The sequence below is a fragment of the Brevundimonas sp. FV2ps16 genome (genome assembly GCF_058681075.1).
This window is the reverse complement of sequence record NZ_CM178728.1, coordinates 1,142,343-1,160,524: the sequence shown is the minus strand read 5'-3', so window position 1 is coordinate 1,160,524 and position 18,182 is coordinate 1,142,343. Positions and strand designations below refer to the sequence as shown.

The 18,182-nt window shown below is 68.4% G+C and carries 17 protein-coding genes; 11 read left to right on the top strand and 6 right to left on the bottom strand.

The features are described from left to right. Nucleotides 1-5 precede the first annotated feature (5 nt). On the top strand, nt 6-482 hold the full coding sequence (locus ACW170_RS05490; RefSeq protein WP_492088659.1) for a GNAT family N-acetyltransferase: 477 nt from the start codon (nt 6-8) through the stop codon (nt 480-482). On the opposite strand, the gene ACW170_RS05485 is transcribed toward ACW170_RS05490, so the two are convergent. Further along, nucleotides 479-763 (bottom strand): UrcA family protein, encoded by a 285-nt coding sequence (locus tag ACW170_RS05485; protein WP_492088658.1) that lies wholly within the window; start codon nt 761-763, stop codon nt 479-481. The genes ACW170_RS05490 and ACW170_RS05485 overlap by 4 nt on opposite strands. Nucleotides 764-1,009: 246 nt before the next feature. Between ACW170_RS05485 and typA the strand changes: the two genes are divergently transcribed. The 5 genes from typA (at nt 1,010) to ACW170_RS05460 (ending at nt 8,940) form a co-directional block, all read left to right on the top strand. Further along, complete coding sequence (gene typA / locus ACW170_RS05480; protein ID WP_492088657.1) at nt 1,010-2,842, top strand: translational GTPase TypA; 1,833 nt, start codon at nt 1,010-1,012, stop codon at nt 2,840-2,842. Between the two features lie 52 nt (nt 2,843-2,894). Further along, nucleotides 2,895-5,597, top strand: a complete 2,703-nt coding sequence (glnD, locus tag ACW170_RS05475; RefSeq protein WP_492088656.1) for a [protein-PII] uridylyltransferase — start codon at nt 2,895-2,897, stop codon at nt 5,595-5,597. A 38-nt stretch (nt 5,598-5,635) separates the two neighbouring features. Then, nucleotides 5,636-7,231 carry a murein biosynthesis integral membrane protein MurJ gene (gene murJ / locus ACW170_RS05470; protein WP_492088655.1) on the top strand — a complete coding sequence of 532 codons (1,596 nt, stop codon included), beginning with the start codon at nt 5,636-5,638 and terminating at the stop codon, nt 7,229-7,231. Nucleotides 7,232-7,354: 123 nt separating this feature from the next. Further along, nucleotides 7,355-8,395, top strand: a complete 1,041-nt coding sequence (gene trpS / locus ACW170_RS05465; protein WP_492088654.1) for a tryptophan--tRNA ligase — start codon at nt 7,355-7,357, stop codon at nt 8,393-8,395. Between the two features lie 80 nt (nt 8,396-8,475). Continuing rightward, entirely contained in the window at nt 8,476-8,940 is a 465-nt protein-coding gene (locus ACW170_RS05460) for an OsmC family protein (RefSeq protein WP_492088653.1), read from the top strand. 19 nt (nt 8,941-8,959) lie between these two features. On the opposite strand, the gene ACW170_RS05455 is transcribed toward ACW170_RS05460, so the two are convergent. From ACW170_RS05455 to ACW170_RS05445, 3 genes are read right to left on the bottom strand one after another with little or no spacing between them, the layout of a single operon-like run. After that, nucleotides 8,960-9,907, bottom strand: a complete 948-nt coding sequence (locus ACW170_RS05455; protein WP_492088652.1) for an NAD(P)/FAD-dependent oxidoreductase — start codon at nt 9,905-9,907, stop codon at nt 8,960-8,962. Beyond that, complete coding sequence (locus tag ACW170_RS05450; protein ID WP_492088651.1) at nt 9,876-10,364, bottom strand: Rrf2 family transcriptional regulator; 489 nt, start codon at nt 10,362-10,364, stop codon at nt 9,876-9,878. Before ACW170_RS05450 ends, ACW170_RS05455 begins: the two co-directional genes overlap by 32 nt. Nucleotides 10,365-10,419: 55 nt before the next feature. Further along, nucleotides 10,420-11,169 carry a dienelactone hydrolase family protein gene (locus ACW170_RS05445; RefSeq protein ID WP_492088650.1) on the bottom strand — a complete coding sequence of 250 codons (750 nt, stop codon included), beginning with the start codon at nt 11,167-11,169 and terminating at the stop codon, nt 10,420-10,422. A gap of 107 nt (nt 11,170-11,276) precedes the next feature. Here ACW170_RS05445 and ACW170_RS05440 point away from each other — a divergent pair, with 107 nt between their 5' ends. After that, nucleotides 11,277-11,927 carry a PadR family transcriptional regulator gene (locus tag ACW170_RS05440; protein ID WP_492088649.1) on the top strand — a complete coding sequence of 217 codons (651 nt, stop codon included), beginning with the start codon at nt 11,277-11,279 and terminating at the stop codon, nt 11,925-11,927. Continuing rightward, nucleotides 11,924-12,733 (top strand): siderophore-interacting protein, encoded by an 810-nt coding sequence (locus ACW170_RS05435; protein WP_492088648.1) that lies wholly within the window; start codon nt 11,924-11,926, stop codon nt 12,731-12,733. The genes ACW170_RS05440 and ACW170_RS05435 overlap by 4 nt, the downstream gene beginning before the upstream one ends. 15 nt (nt 12,734-12,748) lie before the next feature. Here ACW170_RS05435 and ACW170_RS05430 read toward each other — a convergent pair whose 3' ends face one another. Beyond that, on the bottom strand, nt 12,749-13,366 hold the full coding sequence (locus ACW170_RS05430; RefSeq protein ID WP_492088647.1) for an alpha-ketoglutarate-dependent dioxygenase AlkB: 618 nt from the start codon (nt 13,364-13,366) through the stop codon (nt 12,749-12,751). 219 nt (nt 13,367-13,585) lie between these two features. Here ACW170_RS05430 and dnaK point away from each other — a divergent pair, with 219 nt between their 5' ends. The 3 genes from dnaK to dapB all read left to right on the top strand — a co-directional run bounded on the left by dnaK (nt 13,586) and on the right by dapB (nt 17,616). Next, entirely contained in the window at nt 13,586-15,493 is a 1,908-nt protein-coding gene (gene dnaK / locus ACW170_RS05425) for a molecular chaperone DnaK (RefSeq protein WP_492088646.1), read from the top strand. A gap of 174 nt (nt 15,494-15,667) precedes the next feature. After that, nucleotides 15,668-16,870 (top strand): molecular chaperone DnaJ, encoded by a 1,203-nt coding sequence (gene dnaJ, locus ACW170_RS05420; protein WP_492088645.1) that lies wholly within the window; start codon nt 15,668-15,670, stop codon nt 16,868-16,870. After that, nucleotides 16,867-17,616 (top strand): 4-hydroxy-tetrahydrodipicolinate reductase, encoded by a 750-nt coding sequence (gene dapB / locus ACW170_RS05415; RefSeq protein WP_492088644.1) that lies wholly within the window; start codon nt 16,867-16,869, stop codon nt 17,614-17,616. The genes dnaJ and dapB overlap by 4 nt, the downstream gene beginning before the upstream one ends. A gap of 157 nt (nt 17,617-17,773) precedes the next feature. On the opposite strand, the gene ACW170_RS05410 is transcribed toward dapB, so the two are convergent. Then, nucleotides 17,774-18,139 carry a hypothetical protein gene (locus ACW170_RS05410; RefSeq protein ID WP_492088643.1) on the bottom strand — a complete coding sequence of 122 codons (366 nt, stop codon included), beginning with the start codon at nt 18,137-18,139 and terminating at the stop codon, nt 17,774-17,776. Between the last annotated feature and the right edge of the window lie 43 nt (nt 18,140-18,182).

The window sequence follows — 18,182 nt, the reverse complement described above, 5'->3', positions numbered from 1 at the left end:
GGCCCATGCGGCCGACCGACATCGACGCCGTGGTCGAGGTCGCCCGCCTGTCGTTTCCCGATCATTTCGAGGACCGGGCCTGTTTCCAGAACCGGCTGGCGCTGTATCCGCGCGGCTGTTTCGTGCTGACGGACGGCGACGCCCCGACCAAGGGCTATCTGATCGCCTATCCGTGGCGGGCCGACAGCGCGCCGCCGCTGAACGCGGTGATCGAGGGTCTGCCGGCCGATCCGGACCTGATCTATCTTCACGACCTGGCCCTGCACCCCCAGGCGCGGGGCGGCGGAGCCACGAGCCCTGTCGTAGAGCAACTGGCGGAACAGGCAGCCGAGGACGGCTGGCCCACCATCGCTCTAGTCGCGGTCAATGACGCTGTGGATTTCTGGCGTCGGCACGGGTTTGCAGAACACGCGGCGTCGGGCGTGGCGGCCAAGCTGGCCAGTTATGGCGCCGACGCCCGCTATATGATCCGCCGCCTCTAGGACCCGTTCAACGCCCGCCGTCCCCCGGCCAGCACGAAGAGGCGACGCTGTTCCCGGGGCAGTTGATAAAAGGCGCGACGCTTCATCTCACGCTCGCAGACGCTGGGCATGCCCACGTCGTTCGGCGTCAGAACGTCTCGATACTTGGCGCACCAGCTTCGGCTCGCCGCCTGAATACGCTGGGCCAGGACCGCGGCGTCGCCCGGGCGAACCATGGCGAGATCGCGGGCGTCCACCCGCATTTCCGGCGCGGTCCCTGTCGCCAGCAGACCCGCCATCATTATTCCCAACAAGGCCTACATCGTCTTCTCCATTCCTGAACGGTCATGCCGTCACGGGAATAGAGGGGGCCGCCATCCCTCGCAGATGCGACCTTGGGAATGAAATATCGGTAAGGCGACGTCAGGCGTCTGAACGCCTGCTCTGGTCTTTCCGTCCACATGCCTGTAAGAGGCGCGCGCTCCCTGCATGCCTTTTCATGACCAGCGGCCGCCTGCATCCCGGCCGCGCCTTTTCGCGATTATCAAATGAACCTGCGCAACGTCGCCATCATCGCCCACGTCGACCACGGTAAGACGACCCTGGTGGACCAACTGCTCGCCCAGTCCGGCGTCTTCCGAGCCAATGAGGCGACCACCGAGCGCGCCATGGACTCGAACGACCAGGAAAAGGAGCGTGGCATCACCATCCTGGCCAAGTGCACCTCGGTGCTTTGGAACGGCAAGGCCGGTGAAACCCGCATCAACATCATCGACACCCCCGGCCACGCCGACTTCGGCGGCGAAGTCGAGCGCATCCTGGGCATGGTGGACGGCTGCGTCATCCTGGTGGACGCCGAAGAGGGCGTCATGCCCCAGACCAAGTTCGTCCTGACCAAGGCCCTGAAGATGGGCCTGCGTCCGATCCTGTGCATCAACAAGGTTGACCGCGCCCACGCCGATCCGGACCGCGTCCACAACGAAACCTTCGACCTGTTCGCCGCCATCGGCGCGACGGACGAGCAGCTGGACTTCCCGCACATCTACGCCTCGGGCCGCAACGGCTGGGCGACGATGGATCTGAACCAGCCCAACGACAACCTGGCCCCGCTGTTCGACCTGATCGTCGATCACGTTCCGCCGCCGAAGGTTCAGGAGAACAAGGACAAGCCGTTCCAGATGCTGAACGTGCTGATCGAGTCCGACCCCTTCCTGGGCCGGATCCTGACCGGCCGGATCGAGAGTGGCAAGGCCGTTCCCGGCATGGCGATCCACGCCCTGGACCGTGAAGGCAAGGAAATCGAGCGCGGCCGCATCACCAAGGTCCTGGCCTTCCGCGGTCTGAAGCGGACAGCCCTGGACGAAGGTTCGGAAGCGGGCGACATCGTCGCCATCGCCGGTATGTCCAAGGCCACCGTGGCCGACACCCTGTGCGCCATCGAAGTCGTCGACGCGCTTCCCGCTCAACCCATCGATCCGCCGACCATCTCCATGACCGTCTCGGTCAACGACAGCCCGCTGGCCGGCCGCGAAGGCGACAAGGTCCAGTCGCGCGTCATCCGCGACCGCCTGCTGAAGGAAGCCGAAGCCAACGTCGCCATCCGCGTCACGACCACCGAAGGCGGCGACGCCTACGAAGTGGCCGGCCGTGGCGAACTGCAGCTGGGCGTTCTGATCGAAAACATGCGTCGCGAAGGCTTCGAGGTCTCGATCTCGCGTCCGCGCGTGGTCTTCCAGGAAGGCCCCAACGGCGAAAAGATGGAGCCCATCGAAGACGTCATGATCGACGTGGACGACGAGTTCTCGGGCATCGTCATCGAGAAGCTGTCGGCCCGTAAGGCCGAAATGACCGACATGGGCCCGTCGGGCGCCGGCAAGACCCGCATCAGCCTGAAATGCCCGTCGCGCTCGCTGATCGGTTATCAGGGCGAGTTCCTGACCGACACGCGCGGTTCGGGCGTGTTGAACCGGGTCTTCAGCCACTACGAGGAATACAAGGGCGCGATCGCCGGTCGTCTGAAGGGCGTGCTGATCTCGAACTCGGACGGCGACACGGCGGCCTTCGCCCTGTGGAACCTGGAAGATCGCGGCGTCATGTTCGTCGGCGCCGGCGAGAAGACCTACCAGGGCATGATCATCGGCGAGAACGCGCGCTGGGACGACCTGGACGTCAACCCGATCAAGGGCAAGCAACTGACCAACGTCCGCGCCTCGGGCAAGGACGAGGCCGTGCGCCTGACCCCGCCGCGCCAGATGTCGCTGGAACAGGCCATCGCCTATATCGACGACGATGAGCTGGTCGAGGTGACGCCGAAGTCCATCCGTCTGCGCAAGCAGACGCTGAACCCGTCGTTCCGCAAGAAGCGCGTTCGTCCGGAGTAATTACCGGATCGTTCACGGACGCGAAGCATGATGCGGCCTATAGAAGGCTGACATGACCGTTTCGCTCAGTCTGGATGACCGCCTTGACGAGGCCGCCCGCGCGGGAGATCCGCGCGCGGCGGTCGCGTCCGTTTTACGCGACAGTTACGACGCCGCTCGCGCCCGCGCCGAGCGCAAGTTGGACGGGGGCATGAAGGGGCGCGAGGTCGCCCGCCTATACGCCACGGCCGCCGACGACATGCTCGCGGCCCTGTGGCGGGTCGCGAGCCAGGTGCTGTTCCCCGTCTCCGCCGTCGAGAGCGAACGCCTGTCACTGGTGGCGGTCGGGGGCTATGGCCGGGGCGTTCTGGCCCCCTATTCCGACCTGGACCTGCTGTTCCTGCGGCCTGCCAAGGCCACCTTGCGCGGCGGGACGGTGATCGAGTTCGTCCTCTATGTGCTGTGGGACCTGGGCATCAAGGTCGGACCGGCCGTGCGGTCAATCGAGGAATGCCTGACCCTTGGGCGCTCCGACATGACGGTGCGGACCACCCTGCTGGAGGCCCGGCACCTGGCCGGGGACGAGCGGCTGTCGGACCTGATGATCGGCCGGTTCCGCGACATGGTGGCCAAGGCCGACCCCCGCCCCTTCATCACCGCCAAGCTGGAAGAACGCGCCGCCCGCCACCAGAAGGCGGGCGTGACCCGCTACAAGGTCGAGCCCAACGTCAAGGACGGCAAGGGCGGCCTGCGCGACCTCAACACCCTATACTGGATCGCCCGATCCCTGGCGCCCGACAGCCGGCTGGGCGCGACGGTGATGGACGAACTGTTCACCCCGCGCGAGCGACGCGCCTCCGACGACGCCTTCGACTTCCTGTGGCGAGTGCGGATCCATCTGCACCTGGTCGCCGGACGGGCGGAAGAGAAGCTGACCTTCGACATGCAGCCCGAGGTGGCCCGGCGCATGGGCTGGCAGGGACGGGGCGACGAACCGGCGGTGGAGCGGTTCATGCGCCGCTATTTCCTGATCGCGCGCGACGTCGGCGCCCTGACGCGGGCCATGTCGGCCAAGCTGGAGGCCCGGCACCAGAAGACGGCCCAGGGCCTGTCGCGCCTGATGATCCCGTTCCGGACCAACCGCCGCAAGCTGGAGATCGAAGGCTTCTGGGTCGATCAGGGCCGGTTGTCGGTCGAGGATGCGACGGTGTTCGAGCGCGATCCGGTCAAGCTTCTGCGCCTGTTCGTCTATGCCGACCGGCACGACCTGGACCTGCACCCCGACGCCTTTTCGGCCGTGACCCGGTCCCTGTCGCTGGTGACGCCAAAGCTGCGCCGCGATCCGGAGGCGACGCGGGCCTTCCTCAGCGTGCTGGCCCATGGCCAGCGGCCGTACCGCACCCTGACCCTGATGAACGAGACCGGGCTTCTGGGGCGGTTCCTGCCCGAGTGGGGGCGGATCGTCGGCCAGACCCAGTTCAACATGTACCACGCCTATACGGTGGACGAGCACACGCTCCAGGCCATCGGCGTGATCAACGACATTGCGCGGGGCAAGCTGAAGGCCGACCACCCGATGGCGTCGGAGATCGTCCACCTGATCTCGGACATGGAAGCCCTGATGCTGGGCATGCTGCTGCACGACGTCGGCAAGGGCGGCGAGCGGGGACAGCTGGAGGACGGCGCCATCGCCGCGCGCCGGGCCTGCGAACGGCTGGGCGTCGATCCGCGCCGCATCGAACTGGTGGTCTGGCTGGTGCGCAGCCACCTGGCCCTGTCCGACTACGCCCAAAAGCGCGACCTGTCCGACCCGGCCACCATCCGCGCCTTCGCCGAACTGGTGGGGGATCCCGAGCGGCTGCGGATGCTGCTGGTCCTGACCGTGGCCGACATCCGGGCCGTCGGGCCGGGGGTCTGGAACGGCTGGAAGGGGCAGTTGATGCGCACCCTCTATGATCAGGTCGCCGCCCTGTTCCGGGGCGAGGACGTGGCGCGCGAGGATCCGCTGGCGGCCCATCCGGCCCTTGTGCAGCGGGCCCGCCAGACCGGCGCCGCCGCCCAGGCCGCGCCCCTGACCCCGGTCGACGGCCTGCCCGTCCAGGCCACCGAAATCTCCATCGCCGCCCTCGACCGGCCCGGCCTGTTCGCCGACCTGGCCCAGACCATGGCCGCCCTGGGCGCTGACGTCACCGACGCCCGCGTGGCGACGACCAGCGAGGGCGTGGTCCTGGACGTCTTCCGGGTGCAGGACGGCGCTGGCCTGCCCTACGGCCAGGCCGAGCCGCGCCGGCTCAAGGCCCTGGTCGAGGCGCTGGAGAAGGCCGCGCGTGGCGACGGCCGCATCGGCAAGGCCCCCGCCCCCGCCGGCAACGCCAGAAAGGCCGCCTTCGAGGTCCGGCCCGTGGTCATGGTCGATCACCACGCCAGCGAGGCGGCCACGGTGGTCGAGGTGTCGGGCGCCGACCGGCCGGGCCTGCTGGCGGCCCTGTCACGGGTCTTCAACGACGAGGGTCTGAACATCCGCTCGGCCCATGTCGCCTCCTATGGCGAACGGGCGGTGGACAGTTTCTATGTGGTGGACGGCAAGGGCCGGAAGATCACCTCCGAACAGCGGATCGCCGAACTGCGCGCCGCGCTGGAAGCCGTCCTGGACAGCCGCGCCCCGGCGCCGGAGGGTCGCAAGGTCGCCTCGGCCCGCGCCAGCGCGCGCGACGTCTCGGACCTGGGTCGGCGGACCCGCGCCAAGCCCGTATCGCCGCCGCCGGAAGCGCGCTAAGCCTCGGTCCTTCCCCAGCCTTCCTCCTCCCGGTCAGTATGAGCCTCGCCCGCAACACCCTGGTTCAGTCCACGCTGACGCTCGGCAGCCGCCTGCTCGGTTTCGGACGCGACCTGGCCCTGTCGGCCAACTTCGGCCAGGGCGCGCTGATGGACGTCTGGTCCACGGCCCTGATGCTGCCCAACATGTTCCGCCGCCTGTTCGCCGAGGGCGCCTTCGCCCAGGCCTTCGTGCCGGTCTATGGCGGGGTCAAGACGCGCGACGGCGACGCGGCGGCGGCGGTGACGGCGTCGGAGGCCATGTCCTTCATGTTCGCCGTGGTCGCGGCCTTCTGCATCCTGTTGCAGGTCGCCATGCCCTGGATCGTGCCCCTGCTGCTGTCGGCCTGGAAGGACGACGCCGAGGTGATGCGGGTCGCGGTGATCGCCACTCAGCTGGCCATGCCCTATCTGGCCTGTATGACCATCGCCTCCCTGTTGTCGGGGGTGCTCAACACCGGCGGGCGGTTTGCCCTGTCGGCGGCGGTGCCGGTGTTCCTGAACCTGTGCACCCTGGCCCCGCTGATTAGCGGCTTCGTGCTGACGGTTTCGCCGGAAGCCGTGCTTTTGGCCACCAGCGCCGCCGTCACGGTATCGGGCGTGATCCAGGCCGGTCTGTTGTGGTGGGGGGTGCGCCGTCTGGGCGTGAAGCTGAAGCTGGGCCTGCCGCGCCTGACGCCCAATGTGAAGCGCGCCCTGGCCCTGGCCGTGCCCGGCGCCATGGCCGGGGGGGCCATGCAGGTCAACTCGGTCGTGTCCCAGGTCCTGGCCGGGTCGGACGCCGGCGCCCGTTCTGTCCTGTACAACGCCGACCGCCTGTATCAGCTGCCGCTGGGCCTGGTCGGGGTGGCTATCGGCCTGGCCCTGGTGCCGCGCCTGACGCGGGCCTTCGTCTCGGGCGATCACGAGGGCGGGCAGAAGACGCTGGACGACGGGATCAACCTGGCCATGGCCTTCACCCTGCCCGCCGCCGTGGCCCTGTTCGTCATTCCCTTCTTCATCATCGACGCCACGGTGACGCGCGGCGCCTTCACCAGCGCCGACGCCGCCCGCACCGCCGACGTGCTGCGCCAGTTCGCCTGGGGCGTGCCGGCCTTCGTCCTGGCCAAGGTTCTGACCCCGCCCTTCTTCGCCCGCGAGGACACGCGCCGGCCGATGTATTTCGCCGTCGCCGCCGTGATCATCACCGTCGTCCTGGGCTCCGGCCTGTTCTTCTGGTTCGGCGCTCTGGGCTGGGACGGAGTGCTGGGCCTGGCCATCGCCACCAGCGCCTCGGCCTGGATCAATGTCGGCCTGCTGGCCGGGGTTCTGGTCCGCGAGAACGCCTGGCGGCCGTCGCCGGCCTTCGTCTCGCGCATCGCCCGCGTCCTGGCCGCCAGCGCGGTCATGGCCGGCCTGCTGCTGCTGGCGGGGATCAACTATGAACTGCTCAGCCAGGTGCTGCTGGCCAAGGAGATCGCCGTCCTGGCGGTCTGCGGCCTGGGGGCCGGCGTCTATGGCGCCTGCCTGCTGGCCTTCCGCGCCGTCACCGTGGCGGAGCTGAAGGCGACGCTGCGCCGCGAGCCCGGCGGTTCGGCCATGTCCGGTCTGGACTGAACCCCGCCAAGGCGATAAGCGCGAGCCATGATCCTTTCGGGCCCGATCTTCGACCGGCGATGGCGCGACTGAACCGCCGCACCCTTCGCCCCGCCTGACCCTGACTTTTCGAGACCCGAATCCATGACCGACCAAACTCCCCCGGCCCTCTACACCGGCCCGCGCCGCATCCTGTCCGGCATCCAGGCCTCCGGCGCGCTGCACCTGGGCAACTATCTGGGCGCGCTGAAGCGGTTCGTCGAACTGCAGGACCAGGGCGCGCCGGTCTTCGTCTTCGTCGCCGACCTGCATGCGATCACCGTCTGGCAAGAGCCCGAGAAGCTGGCCGCCCAGACGCGCGAGATCGCCGCCGCCTATCTGGCCTCGGGCCTGGATCCGGCCAAGTCGATCATCTTCCCGCAATCGGCCGTGCGCGCCCACGCCGAACTGGCCTGGATCTTCAACTGCGTCGCCCGCCTGGGCTGGCTGGACCGGATGACCCAGTTCAAGGAGAAGTCGGGCAAGCACAAGGAACGGGCCTCGGTCGGCCTCTACACCTATCCCGTGCTCCAGGCCGCCGACATCCTGCTGTACAAGGCGACCGAGGTGCCGGTCGGCGAGGACCAGAAACAGCATCTGGAGCTGACCCGCGACATCGCCGCCAAGTTCAACAACGACTTCGGCGTTCCCGGCTATTTCCCCGTGCCCGAGCCCATCATCCAGGGGCCGGCGACGCGCGTCATGTCCCTGCGCGACGGGGCGGCCAAGATGTCCAAGTCGGACCCGTCCGACAACAGCCGCATCAACCTGACCGACGACGCCGACACCATCGCGGCCAAGATCCGCAAGGCCAAGACCGATCCCGAGCCCCTGCCGGAAACCCTGGACGGCCTGAACGACCGGCCCGAGGCCAAGAACCTGGTGGCCATCTACGCCGCCCTGGCCGGCCTGACCCGCGAACAGGTGATCGAACAGTTCGGCGGCCAGGGCTTCGGCGCCTTCAAGCCGGCCCTGGCGGACCTGGCTGTGGCCTCCCTCGCCCCCGTCACGGCCGAGATGCGCCGCCTGATGGACGACCCGACCGAGATCGACCGCGTGCTGAAGGACGGCGCCGAACGCGCCGCCGAGGTCGCCGACCCGGTGGTGGAAGAGGTCAAGACAATCGTGGGCTTCTGGAGAGGGTGACCCTCCTCACGCGCTTTGGACGTCGAGGTCCGAACGCCGATCGTCTATAGGTTCGAGGTCAACGGACAGAGAGACGGACCATGAGCGCGCACGGGGCGACCATCGAATGGATGCGGGGCGATCAGCTCTTCACGGACAAGCGCTACAGCCGCGCCCACAGCTGGACCTTCGACGGCGGGGCGGTGGTCCCCGGGTCGTCGTCGCCCGCCGGCGTGCCCCTGCCCCTGTCGGACGCCTCGGCGGTCGATCCGGAGGAGGCGATGGTCGCCTCCCTGTCCAGCTGCCACATGCTGTGGTTCCTGGCCTTGGCCGCCAACGCCGGTCTGGTGGTCGACTCCTATCGCGATGCGGCCTCCGGCGAACTGGACAAGAACGCAGCGGGCGCCCGGTATCTCGCCCGCGTCGCCCTTCGACCCGTGACCGCCTTCTCCGGCCGCCAGCCGGACCAGGCCGAGCTGGACGCCCTGCACCATTCCGCCCACGAACATTGCGAAATGGCCCATTCGGTGCGCGCGGAAATCACCATCGAGGCGACCATCGGCTAGGTCGGACAGGCGGCCTAGGCTAGGCCCGCGCCGTCTCTTCCTCGATCAGCGAGCGGAACAGGCCATAGGCGGCGAGCATGCCGTCCGAGGTCGCCAGGGTGATGTTGGACGCGGCCCGCGCCAGATCGCCGGCGGCGAAGACGCCCGGCTGGGACGTCGCCTGCATGGCGTCCACCTTGATCACCCGGCCCATCGGCGTGTCGATCATCTCGCAGCCCAGCCGCTCGGCGAAGGGGCTGGCGACGCGGACGCTGGCTCCGACGAAGATGGCCTTCAGCTCCACGAAGCGGCCGTCGGTCAGCCGGGCCCCGGTCAGGGTCGGGGCCTCGCCCTCCAGCCGGGCGATGGGCGTGGTTTCTATCGTCACGCCGCGCCGGTACAGCAGATGGGCGTCCTCCGGCGACAGGCCGACCTCCAGCCCCATGAACAGGGTCACCTGGCCCCACTCCGCCACGGTGGCGGCGTACTGGACCGCATGGTCGCCGCGCCCGAGCACGCCGATGGGGCCGCCGCCGATCTCGTAGCCGTGGCACCAGGGGCAGTGCAGGGCCGAGCGGCCCCAGCGTTCCTTGACGCCTGGAATATCGGGCAGGACGTCCTCGACCCCATGCGACAGCAAAAGCCGGCGTCCCCGGGTCCGCGTGCCGTCGGCGAAGGCGACCGAGAAGCCGCCGTCGATCCGCTCGACCGCGACCGCCTCGGCCATGCGGAAGGCGGCGGTGGGATAGGCCGCGACCTGCGACCGCGCCGCCGCCGTGATCTCCGCGCCCGGTCGGCCGTCGTTGGCCAGGACGCCGTGGGCGCGGGCGGCGAAACGGTTGCGGGGCCGTCCGTCATCGATGACCAGCACCCGGCGACGGGCCCGGACCAGTTGCTGGGCGGCGGAGAGGCCGGCGTAGGAGCCGCCGATGATCAGGGCGTCGTGCGGCGTGGGCTCACTTGGGGCGATGGGCGTTGAGACGGGCATTCAGCAAATCCCTCTTGGGGTGTTCAGCCATCCGGCGCGCGAAGTCCGCCGCCAGATCGGCCAGGGTGATCTCGTTCAGTCGCGCGACCAGCAGGGCGCGGGCGGCGGCATAGGTCTCGGCCAGGGCGTCGTTGACCGCCGCCTCGACCAGGCAGCCGTCGGCCTCGACAGGCGGGGCTTCGGGAAACAGGCCGGGTTCGCCCAGGGCCATGTTGACCTGGCCCAGGGTCACCTGGTCCAGCGGCAGGGCCAGCCGCCAGCCGCCGCCATGCCCCTTTTCCGAAGCCACCAGCCCCTGCTCGCGCAGGCCGGCCATGGTTCGGCGCACCACGACCGGATTGGTCGACAGGCAGACGGCCAGCTGGTCCGAGGTCATGGGCGCGCCGGTTCGCGTCTCATGCTCGGCCATGTGCAGCAGGGCGTGAAGGATGTTCGAGAGGCGGGAATCCCTTTTCATGTAACTTCAATTGTTACGTGATGGTCCGCGCGTCAAGGCGCCGTCCGAGTTCTTTTCAGACGTGGGGCGCGACGTCGGTCAGGAAGGCGCGGAAGCGGCGCAGGGAGTCCTCGGTCAGGTCCGGGTCGTGGCGCATCGGGCCGTTGTTGGTCGGTTCGTCGAAGGCGTGGGTGCCGGCGGCGATCCAGCTTTCGACCTCGGCGCCGCAGTTGCGGATCATGGCGTTGACCTGTTCGGCGTTGCGCACCGTGGTCAGGTGATCGCGCTTGCAGGTGACGGCCAGAACCTTGGGGCAGTGCCGCCAGGGCTTCATCCGGTTGAAGGCGAACGGCCCGATATAGGGATAGGCCAGCCAGACGGCCCGCACCCCCGACAGGTCGGCCGCGCCGGGATCGGCGACACCCAGGGTGTTGGGCGCGGGGTCGGCGCTCATCATCTCCATGATCGACCAGCCGCCGTGGCTCCAGCCGGCCAGGGTCAGCCGGGTCGCGTCCACGTCCGGTCGGGCCGAAATCCCCTGGATGGCCGCCAGGACGTCGCCGCCCCGTTCGTATCCCCGGAAGGCCAGGCCGGTGCAGACCGCCGTCAGGGTGAAGGCGCGCCCCCAACCACGCGGGCCGTAGGAATCGACGATGAAGGCCCGCCAGCCCGCCGCCTTCGCCGCCTCGGCGTAGCGGGGCAGATGGTCGCGCAGACCGCCGCAGCCGTGGAACAGCAGCACCGCCGGCCGGGGCCGGTCGTCGTCGGGTCCGACAACGGTCAGATGGGGTTCAAGGCGGGTCCAGCGGCGCTTCAGATCATCCATTCGCGATTTACGCCGCAGCCGACGTCCGAACGCCAGCCCTCTTGTGCATTTGTTCATTCAGATATATCGAACTGTTCGTGAATAGATATATCTAAAAGGAATCGACAATGCGATCCAAGGGGATCTTCGGAGGGCGCCGCGACGGATGCGGCGAGAAACACGGCCGCAATGGCGGCCACGGGTTTGGGCGCGGCTTCGGTCATGGCTTCGGGCGCGGGATGCGCGGCGGACGCAGCGCAGGCTTCGGGCCGGGCTGGGAAGGCGGCGAAGGACGTGGTCCCGGCCACGGCCGACGCGGCGGCGGCGCGCGCCTGTTCGACCACGGCACCTTGCGCTGGGTGCTGCTGTCGCTGATTGCTGAGAAGCCCAGCCACGGCTACGAACTGATCAAGGCGGTCGAGACAAAACTGGGCGGCGCCTATTCGCCCAGCCCCGGCGTCATCTACCCCAGCCTGACCCTGCTGGAGGAGATGGGCGCTCTGGCGTCCCAGGCCGACGGCGGCAAGAAGCTGTATTCGATCACCGAGGCCGGCCGCGCCCTGCTGGCCGAGAACGCCGAGGTCCTGCGCGCCGCCGAGGCGACGATGGACAAGTTCGCCGCCCGCGCCCTGCGGCCGACCGCCATCCAGGACGCCATTGGCCGCCTTCGTCACACGATCCACGGCCGTCTGACGGGCGAGACCGCCCTGACCGAGGCTCAGGTCCAGGCCATCGCCGCCATCCTGGCCGAGGCCGCCGACAAGGTGGAACAGGCATGACCGACGCCCTCCGTGTTCCCCGCCGCGTGCGGCACGAACTGAAGTTCCGCACCCTGACGGTGGCCTCGGTTCAGGACCTGACCCCGGCCTATCGCCGTATCGTGCTGGAGGGGGCGGATCTGGACGGCTTCGTCTCCCTGGGCTTCGACGACCATGTGAAGATCTTCCCGGTCGCCGAGGGTCAGGCGCCGGTCCTGCCGACCCTGGGCCCCGACGGCCCGGTCTTTCCCGAGCCCCGTCCCGTGGCGCGCGACTACACCCCCCGCGCCTATGACGCCGCCGCCCGCCGCCTCACGCTGGACTTCGTCGTCGGCCACGGCGGCCCGGCGACGGAATGGGCCATGGCGGCCAAGGTCGGCTCGGCCCTGGGCGTCGGGGGGCCGCGCGGATCGCTTATCGTGCCGACCGCCTTCGCCGACCATGTGTTGATCGGCGACGAGACGGCCCTGCCCGCCATCGCCCGCCGTCTGGAAGAACTGCCCGCCGGCGCCCGCGCCCATGTGGTGGTCGAGGTCGCGGACGTGGATTCGACATGGACTTTCGACAGCGCCGCAGAGGTGGCCGTGACCTGGGCCGTCCGCGACGGCGCGCCGCGCGGGCGGGCCGAGGCCCTGCTTTCGGCGGTCGATACCGCCCTGGACGACGTGGATCGCAAGGACGCCTATGTCTGGATCGCCGCCGAATCCACCGTCGCCAAGGCCCTGCGGACGCACCTGCTAGCTCTGGGCTTTTCGGCCAAGTCCATGAAGGCCGCCGGCTACTGGCGCCTGGGCGGCGCGGGCGCCCACGACGTCATCGAGGACTGACGAAGGCGGGCGTCTTCACCCCGCCACCCGCAGCGTCAGGTTCAGCCGACCGCCGCCGGGGATCAGGCGCGAAGAGCCCTCCAGCACGCGGTCGATCCCGTGCCGCGCCAGCCGCGCCGGTCCCGTCAGGGCGCAGACGTCGCCGCTTTCAAGCTTGAGCCCTGTGGTGCGCCCGCCTTCGGCCGCGCCGATGCGGAACATGGCCGCATCGCCCAGCGACACCGACAGGACCGGCGCGCCCAGATCGGCCTCGTCCTTGTCTTGGTGCAAGCCCATCTTCGCCCCCTCGCGGTACAGGTTGACCAGACAGGCGTCTGGCCGCTGGGGCCCGCCGACCGTGGCGTCCCACAGGACCAGCAACACCGGCGGAATATCCGGCCAAGCCCGTCCCGTCTCCGGATGCGTCGGCTGATAGCGATAGCCGCCCCGGTCCGAGACCCAGCCGAGCGGCCCGAAATTGCTCATCTTCACCGAGAACGGCCGCCCGCCTGGCGTCTGCGGCCGGTAAAAGGGCCCCTCTTCCAGCCGCGCGAACACCGCATCGACCAGATCGGCCTGGGCCTGGGCGTCCAGGGCGGCGGGCCAAAGGCGGAAGCCCTCGACGGCGGTTTTGACCTCTAAAATCGCGGACATGGCCTCATCCTGAGCGAAAACCGGTTCCGCCGCATCGCTGAATCGCAGAACGCCCTTGCGGCCCTATGGGACTTTCCCATATCGGGGCCAGCTTCGGAGAAACCCCGAGAAGTTTGGGGCTATCCGGCATCTATCACGCCAACCCACAGGGGGCGGTCACGCGCGGCGCTTCGTCGAAGGCCGCCGCATCGCCCGCCACACGGAGAGAATAGTACGCCCATGGCCAAGATTATCGGCATCGACCTCGGCACCACCAACTCGTGCGTGGCCGTCATGGACGGCAAGAACCCCAAGGTGATCGAGAACGCCGAAGGCGCCCGCACCACCCCGTCGGTGGTCGCCCTTCAGGACGGCGGCGAGACCCTGGTGGGTCAGCCGGCCAAGCGTCAGGCCGTCACCAACCCCGCCAACACCTTCTTCGCCATCAAGCGCCTGATCGGCCGCAACTTCGACGACCCCGTCGTGGCGAAAGACAAGGGCATGGTGCCCTATGAGATCGTCAAGGGCCCGAACGGCGACGCCTGGGTTCGCGCCCACGGCAAGGACTATTCGCCGCAACAGATCTCGGCCTTCACTCTCATCAAGATGAAGGAGGCCGCCGAGGCCTATCTGGGCGAGAAGGTGACGCAGGCCGTCATCACCGTCCCGGCCTATTTCAACGACAGCCAGCGCCAGGCCACCAAGGACGCCGGTAAGATCGCCGGGCTTGAAGTCCTGCGCATCATCAACGAGCCGACTGCGGCCGCGCTCGCCTATGGCCTGGAGAAGAACGAAGGCCAGAAGATCGCTGTCTACGACCTGGGCGGCGGCACCTTCGACGTCTCGATCCTGGAAATCGGCGACGGCGTCTTCGAGGTGAAGTCGACCAACGGCGACACCTTCCTGGGCGGTGAAGACTTCGACGTGCGCCTGGCCGACTATCTGGCCGACGAGTTCAAGAAGGAACAGGGCGTCGATCTGCGCCAGGACAAGCTGGCCCTCCAGCGCCTGCGCGAAGAAGCCGAAAAGGCCAAGAAGGAGCTCAGCTCCACGACTCAGTACGAGGTCAATCTGCCGTTCATCACCATGAACGCCTCGGGCCCGCTGCACCTGAACATCAAGCTGTCGCGCGCCAAGCTGGAGGCCCTGGTCGACGACCTGGTCGCCCGCACCATCGAGCCGTGCAAGAAGGCCCTGGCCGACGCCGGCCTGAAGGCCTCGGACATCGACGAAGTCGTCCTGGTCGGCGGCATGACCCGCATGCCCAAGGTGCAGGAGGCCGTGAAGGCCTTCTTCGGCAAGGAGCCGCACAAGGGCGTCAACCCTGACGAAGTCGTGGCCCTGGGCGCCGCCGTTCAGGCCGGGGTTCTGCAGGGCGACGTCAAGGACGTGCTGCTGCTGGACGTGACGCCCCTGACCCTGGGCATCGAGACCCTGGGCGGCGTCTTCACCCCCCTGATCGAACGCAACACGACCATACCGACCAAGAAGAGCCAGACCTTCTCGACCGCCGACGACAACCAGTCGGCCGTGACGATCCGGGTCTTCCAGGGCGAGCGCCCGATGGCGGCCGACAACAAGATGTTGGGTCAGTTCGACCTGATGGGCATCCCGCCGGCGCCGCGCGGCATGCCGCAGATCGAGGTCGCCTTCGACATCGACGCCAACGGCATCGTCAACGTCTCGGCCAAGGACAAGGCGACCAACAAGGAACAGTCGATCCGCATCCAGGCCAACGGCGGCCTTTCGGACGCCGACATCGACAAGATGGTCAAGGAAGCCGAGGCCAACGCCGCCGCCGACAAGGTTCGCAAGGACCTGGTCGAGGCCCAGAACGCCGCCGACAGCCTGATCAACTCGACCGAGAAGGCCCTGGCCGAACACGGCGACAAGGTCGAGGCCGACGTCAAGACGGCGATCGAGACCGGCCTGGCCGAGCTGAAGACCGCCCGCGAGGGCACGGACGCCGAGGACATCCGCGCCAAGACCAACACCCTGGTCCAGGCTTCGATGAAACTGGGTGAAGCCATGTACGCCCAGCAACAGGGCGCCGGCGAAGGCGACGCTGCCCCGGCCGACGACGGCGTGGTCGACGCCGAGTTCGAGGACGTCTCGGACGCCGAGGGCGACGAAAAGAAGAGCGCCTGATCCGCAACAGGTCGGCGAAATGATACGGCCCCGCTTGTCTTGCGATAGGCGGGGCCTTTTCATGAAACTTGCATCATTCGTCCCGGCCCCCATGTCAGCCGGGACACCGTCTTCCTCCAGGATCCACAGAGATCCGAGGGAAGCGGCAGGGGAAGTAATGAGGACTGACGCCCGATGGCGCGTGATTATTACGAGATTCTGGGCGTCGAACGCACGATCGACGCGCCCGGCCTGAAATCGGCCTATCGCAAACTGGCCATGATCCATCACCCGGACCGCAACGGCGGCTCGGAAGAATCGATGGCCCAGTTCAAGGAAATCTCCGAGGCCTATACGGTCCTGTCGGACGATCAGAAGCGCGCGGCCTATGACCGGTTCGGCCACGCGGGCGTGAACGGCGGCGCGGGCGGCGGCTTCGGCCAGGGCCAGCAGGGCTTTTCCGACATCAACGACATCTTCTCCCAGGTGTTCGGCGACGCCTTCGGGGACGCCTTCGGCGGTCGCCAGGCCGGCCGGGGCCAGCAGGGCGGGCCGCGCCGCGGCTCGGACCTGCGCTATGATCTCGAGATCAGCCTGGAGCAGGCCTACAAGGGCGCCGAGGTCGAGATCGACATCCCCGCCACCATGACTTGCGAGACCTGCGAAGGCTCGGGCGCCAAGCCGGGCACCAAGCCTGTCACCTGCACCACCTGCAACGGCGCCGGCCGCGTGCGCCAGGCCAACGGCTTCTTCCAGGTCGAGCGCACCTGCCCCCGCTGCCACGGCGCGGGCCAGATGATCGCCGACCCCTGCACCACCTGTCACGGCCACGGCCAGGTCCGCAAGACCCGCACTCTGAACCTGAAGATCCCGGCCGGCGTGGACGACGGCTCGCGCATCCGCCTGTCGGGCGAGGGCGACGCCGGCCAGCGCGGCGGCCCGCGCGGCGATCTTTATGTCTTCCTGTCGGTGACGCCGCACGACCTGTTCGAGCGCGACAACCTGGATCTGCTGGTCACCGTGCCGGTTCCGATGACCGTCGCCGCCCTGGGCGGCGAGATCGACGCTCCCTGCCTGGTGTCCGACGCCTGCGACGGCAAGTGCAAGGCCGCCGTCGCCGTGCCCGCCGGGGCCCAGACCGGCAAGACGGTCCGCATCAAGGGCAAGGGCATGCCCCATCTGAACGGCCGCGCGCGCGGCGATCTGGTGGTCGAACTGTTCGTCGAGACCCCCACTGACCTGACCCCGCGTCAGAAGGAATTGCTGCAAGAGCTTGCCCTGTCGTTCGGCGAGGGGCAGAACCCACGCAACTCCAGCTTCGCTGGCAAGGCGAAGCGCTTCTGGGCCGACATCCTGGGCAATCAGGATGCGGACGGGTCGAAAGAGAACGCGGCTTGAGCGCAATCTTCCACGCCGGAATTTCCGGCTATCGTGGCCGGATGGGTCGCGCGGTGTCCCAGGTGCTGGACGCCCGTGAAGACGTGGTCGTCGCCGCCCGTTTCGACTGGGGCGAGACGGCCGACATCTCGCTGTGCGACGTCATCATCGACTTTTCGACGCCCGACGCCTCTCTGGCCCTGGCCCAGGGCGCGGCCGAGCGCGGCGGTCCCAGCCTGGTCATCGGCTCGACCGGCTTTACCCCGGAACAGGAGGCCGAGCTGATGAAGGCGGCCGAGAAGATCGCCATCGTCAAGAGCGGCAACTTCTCGCTGGGCGTGAACATCCTGATCGGCCTGGTCCAGCACGCGGCCCAGCGTCTGGACGCCCAGGACTGGGATATCGAGATCACCGAGGCCCACCACCGCCGCAAGGTGGATTCCCCCTCCGGCACCGCCCTGATGCTGGGCGAAGCCGCCGCCGAGGGCCGGTTCACCGACCTGGCCGACATCCGCTCCAAACCCTATGACGGCGTCCAGGGCGAGCGCGAGAGCGGCAAGATCGGCTTCTCCTCGATCCGCGCCGGCGGCATCATCGGCGAGCATACGGTCCTGTTCGCCTCCGAGGACGAGGTCCTGACGCTCAGCCACTCGGCCATCGACCGCTCCCTGTTCGCCAAGGGCGCCGTCGCCGCCGCCGCCTGGGTCCGCACGCGCGGACCCGGCCTGTACGACATGCAGGACGTGCTGGGCTTCAGGCAGGCTTGATGTTTAGGGGCGCTTCGCGCCGCGCTACGCTCGCGACGCGGTCGCTCACCGCTTGAGCGCCTCTCACGCATCGTCACCCTCGGGCTTGACCCGAGGATTACGGAGAGGGGGGCCTTTCGGCCTCAAGTCGCGCGAAGCGCGATAGGCCCCACTCAGTTCAGTGCACGACCCGGCGTCGGCCGAACGCGGCGCCCGTCAGCAGGGTCTTGATGAAGAAGAAGATGGCGATGACGATCGCATAGCCCAGGAACAGGGCCAGGGCCGTCATCCAGAAACCGACCGTCAGCAGGGCCGGCAAGGCGAACTCGCCCCCGTTCAGCACCGGCAGGATCGCCAGCACGATCAGATGCACCAGGGTCGCGCCCAGGGCCGTCGAGGCCAGCGACCGCCAATCCACCATCAGCAGCGCGGCGATGATGGCGATGATCAGCCCCACCACCTGGTTGACGCCGTCGAAGCCGGCGCTGGCCAGACCCGCGATTCCGCTCAGGAAGTCGCCGATCTGATCGATCAGATTTTCCACGTCGTCACTCCTGCAAAAGAAAATCGGAAAAAGGCCCCGGCCA

Excerpts from the sequence above, each read along its gene's own strand:
- ACW170_RS05490 (WP_492088659.1), top strand. The coding sequence starts at position 6 with ATGCGGCCGACCGACATCGACGCCGTGGTCGAGGTCGCCCGCCTGTCG.
- ACW170_RS05485 (WP_492088658.1), bottom strand. The coding sequence starts at position 763 with ATGATGGCGGGTCTGCTGGCGACAGGGACCGCGCCGGAAATGCGGGTG.
- typA (WP_492088657.1), top strand. The coding sequence starts at position 1,010 with ATGAACCTGCGCAACGTCGCCATCATCGCCCACGTCGACCACGGTAAG.
- glnD (WP_492088656.1), top strand. The coding sequence starts at position 2,895 with ATGACCGTTTCGCTCAGTCTGGATGACCGCCTTGACGAGGCCGCCCGC.
- murJ (WP_492088655.1), top strand. The coding sequence starts at position 5,636 with ATGAGCCTCGCCCGCAACACCCTGGTTCAGTCCACGCTGACGCTCGGC.
- trpS (WP_492088654.1), top strand. The coding sequence starts at position 7,355 with ATGACCGACCAAACTCCCCCGGCCCTCTACACCGGCCCGCGCCGCATC.
- ACW170_RS05460 (WP_492088653.1), top strand. The coding sequence starts at position 8,476 with ATGAGCGCGCACGGGGCGACCATCGAATGGATGCGGGGCGATCAGCTC.
- ACW170_RS05455 (WP_492088652.1), bottom strand. The coding sequence starts at position 9,907 with ATGCCCGTCTCAACGCCCATCGCCCCAAGTGAGCCCACGCCGCACGAC.
- ACW170_RS05450 (WP_492088651.1), bottom strand. The coding sequence starts at position 10,364 with ATGAAAAGGGATTCCCGCCTCTCGAACATCCTTCACGCCCTGCTGCAC.
- ACW170_RS05445 (WP_492088650.1), bottom strand. The coding sequence starts at position 11,169 with ATGGATGATCTGAAGCGCCGCTGGACCCGCCTTGAACCCCATCTGACC.
- ACW170_RS05440 (WP_492088649.1), top strand. The coding sequence starts at position 11,277 with ATGCGATCCAAGGGGATCTTCGGAGGGCGCCGCGACGGATGCGGCGAG.
- ACW170_RS05435 (WP_492088648.1), top strand. The coding sequence starts at position 11,924 with ATGACCGACGCCCTCCGTGTTCCCCGCCGCGTGCGGCACGAACTGAAG.
- ACW170_RS05430 (WP_492088647.1), bottom strand. The coding sequence starts at position 13,366 with ATGTCCGCGATTTTAGAGGTCAAAACCGCCGTCGAGGGCTTCCGCCTT.
- dnaK (WP_492088646.1), top strand. The coding sequence starts at position 13,586 with ATGGCCAAGATTATCGGCATCGACCTCGGCACCACCAACTCGTGCGTG.
- dnaJ (WP_492088645.1), top strand. The coding sequence starts at position 15,668 with ATGGCGCGTGATTATTACGAGATTCTGGGCGTCGAACGCACGATCGAC.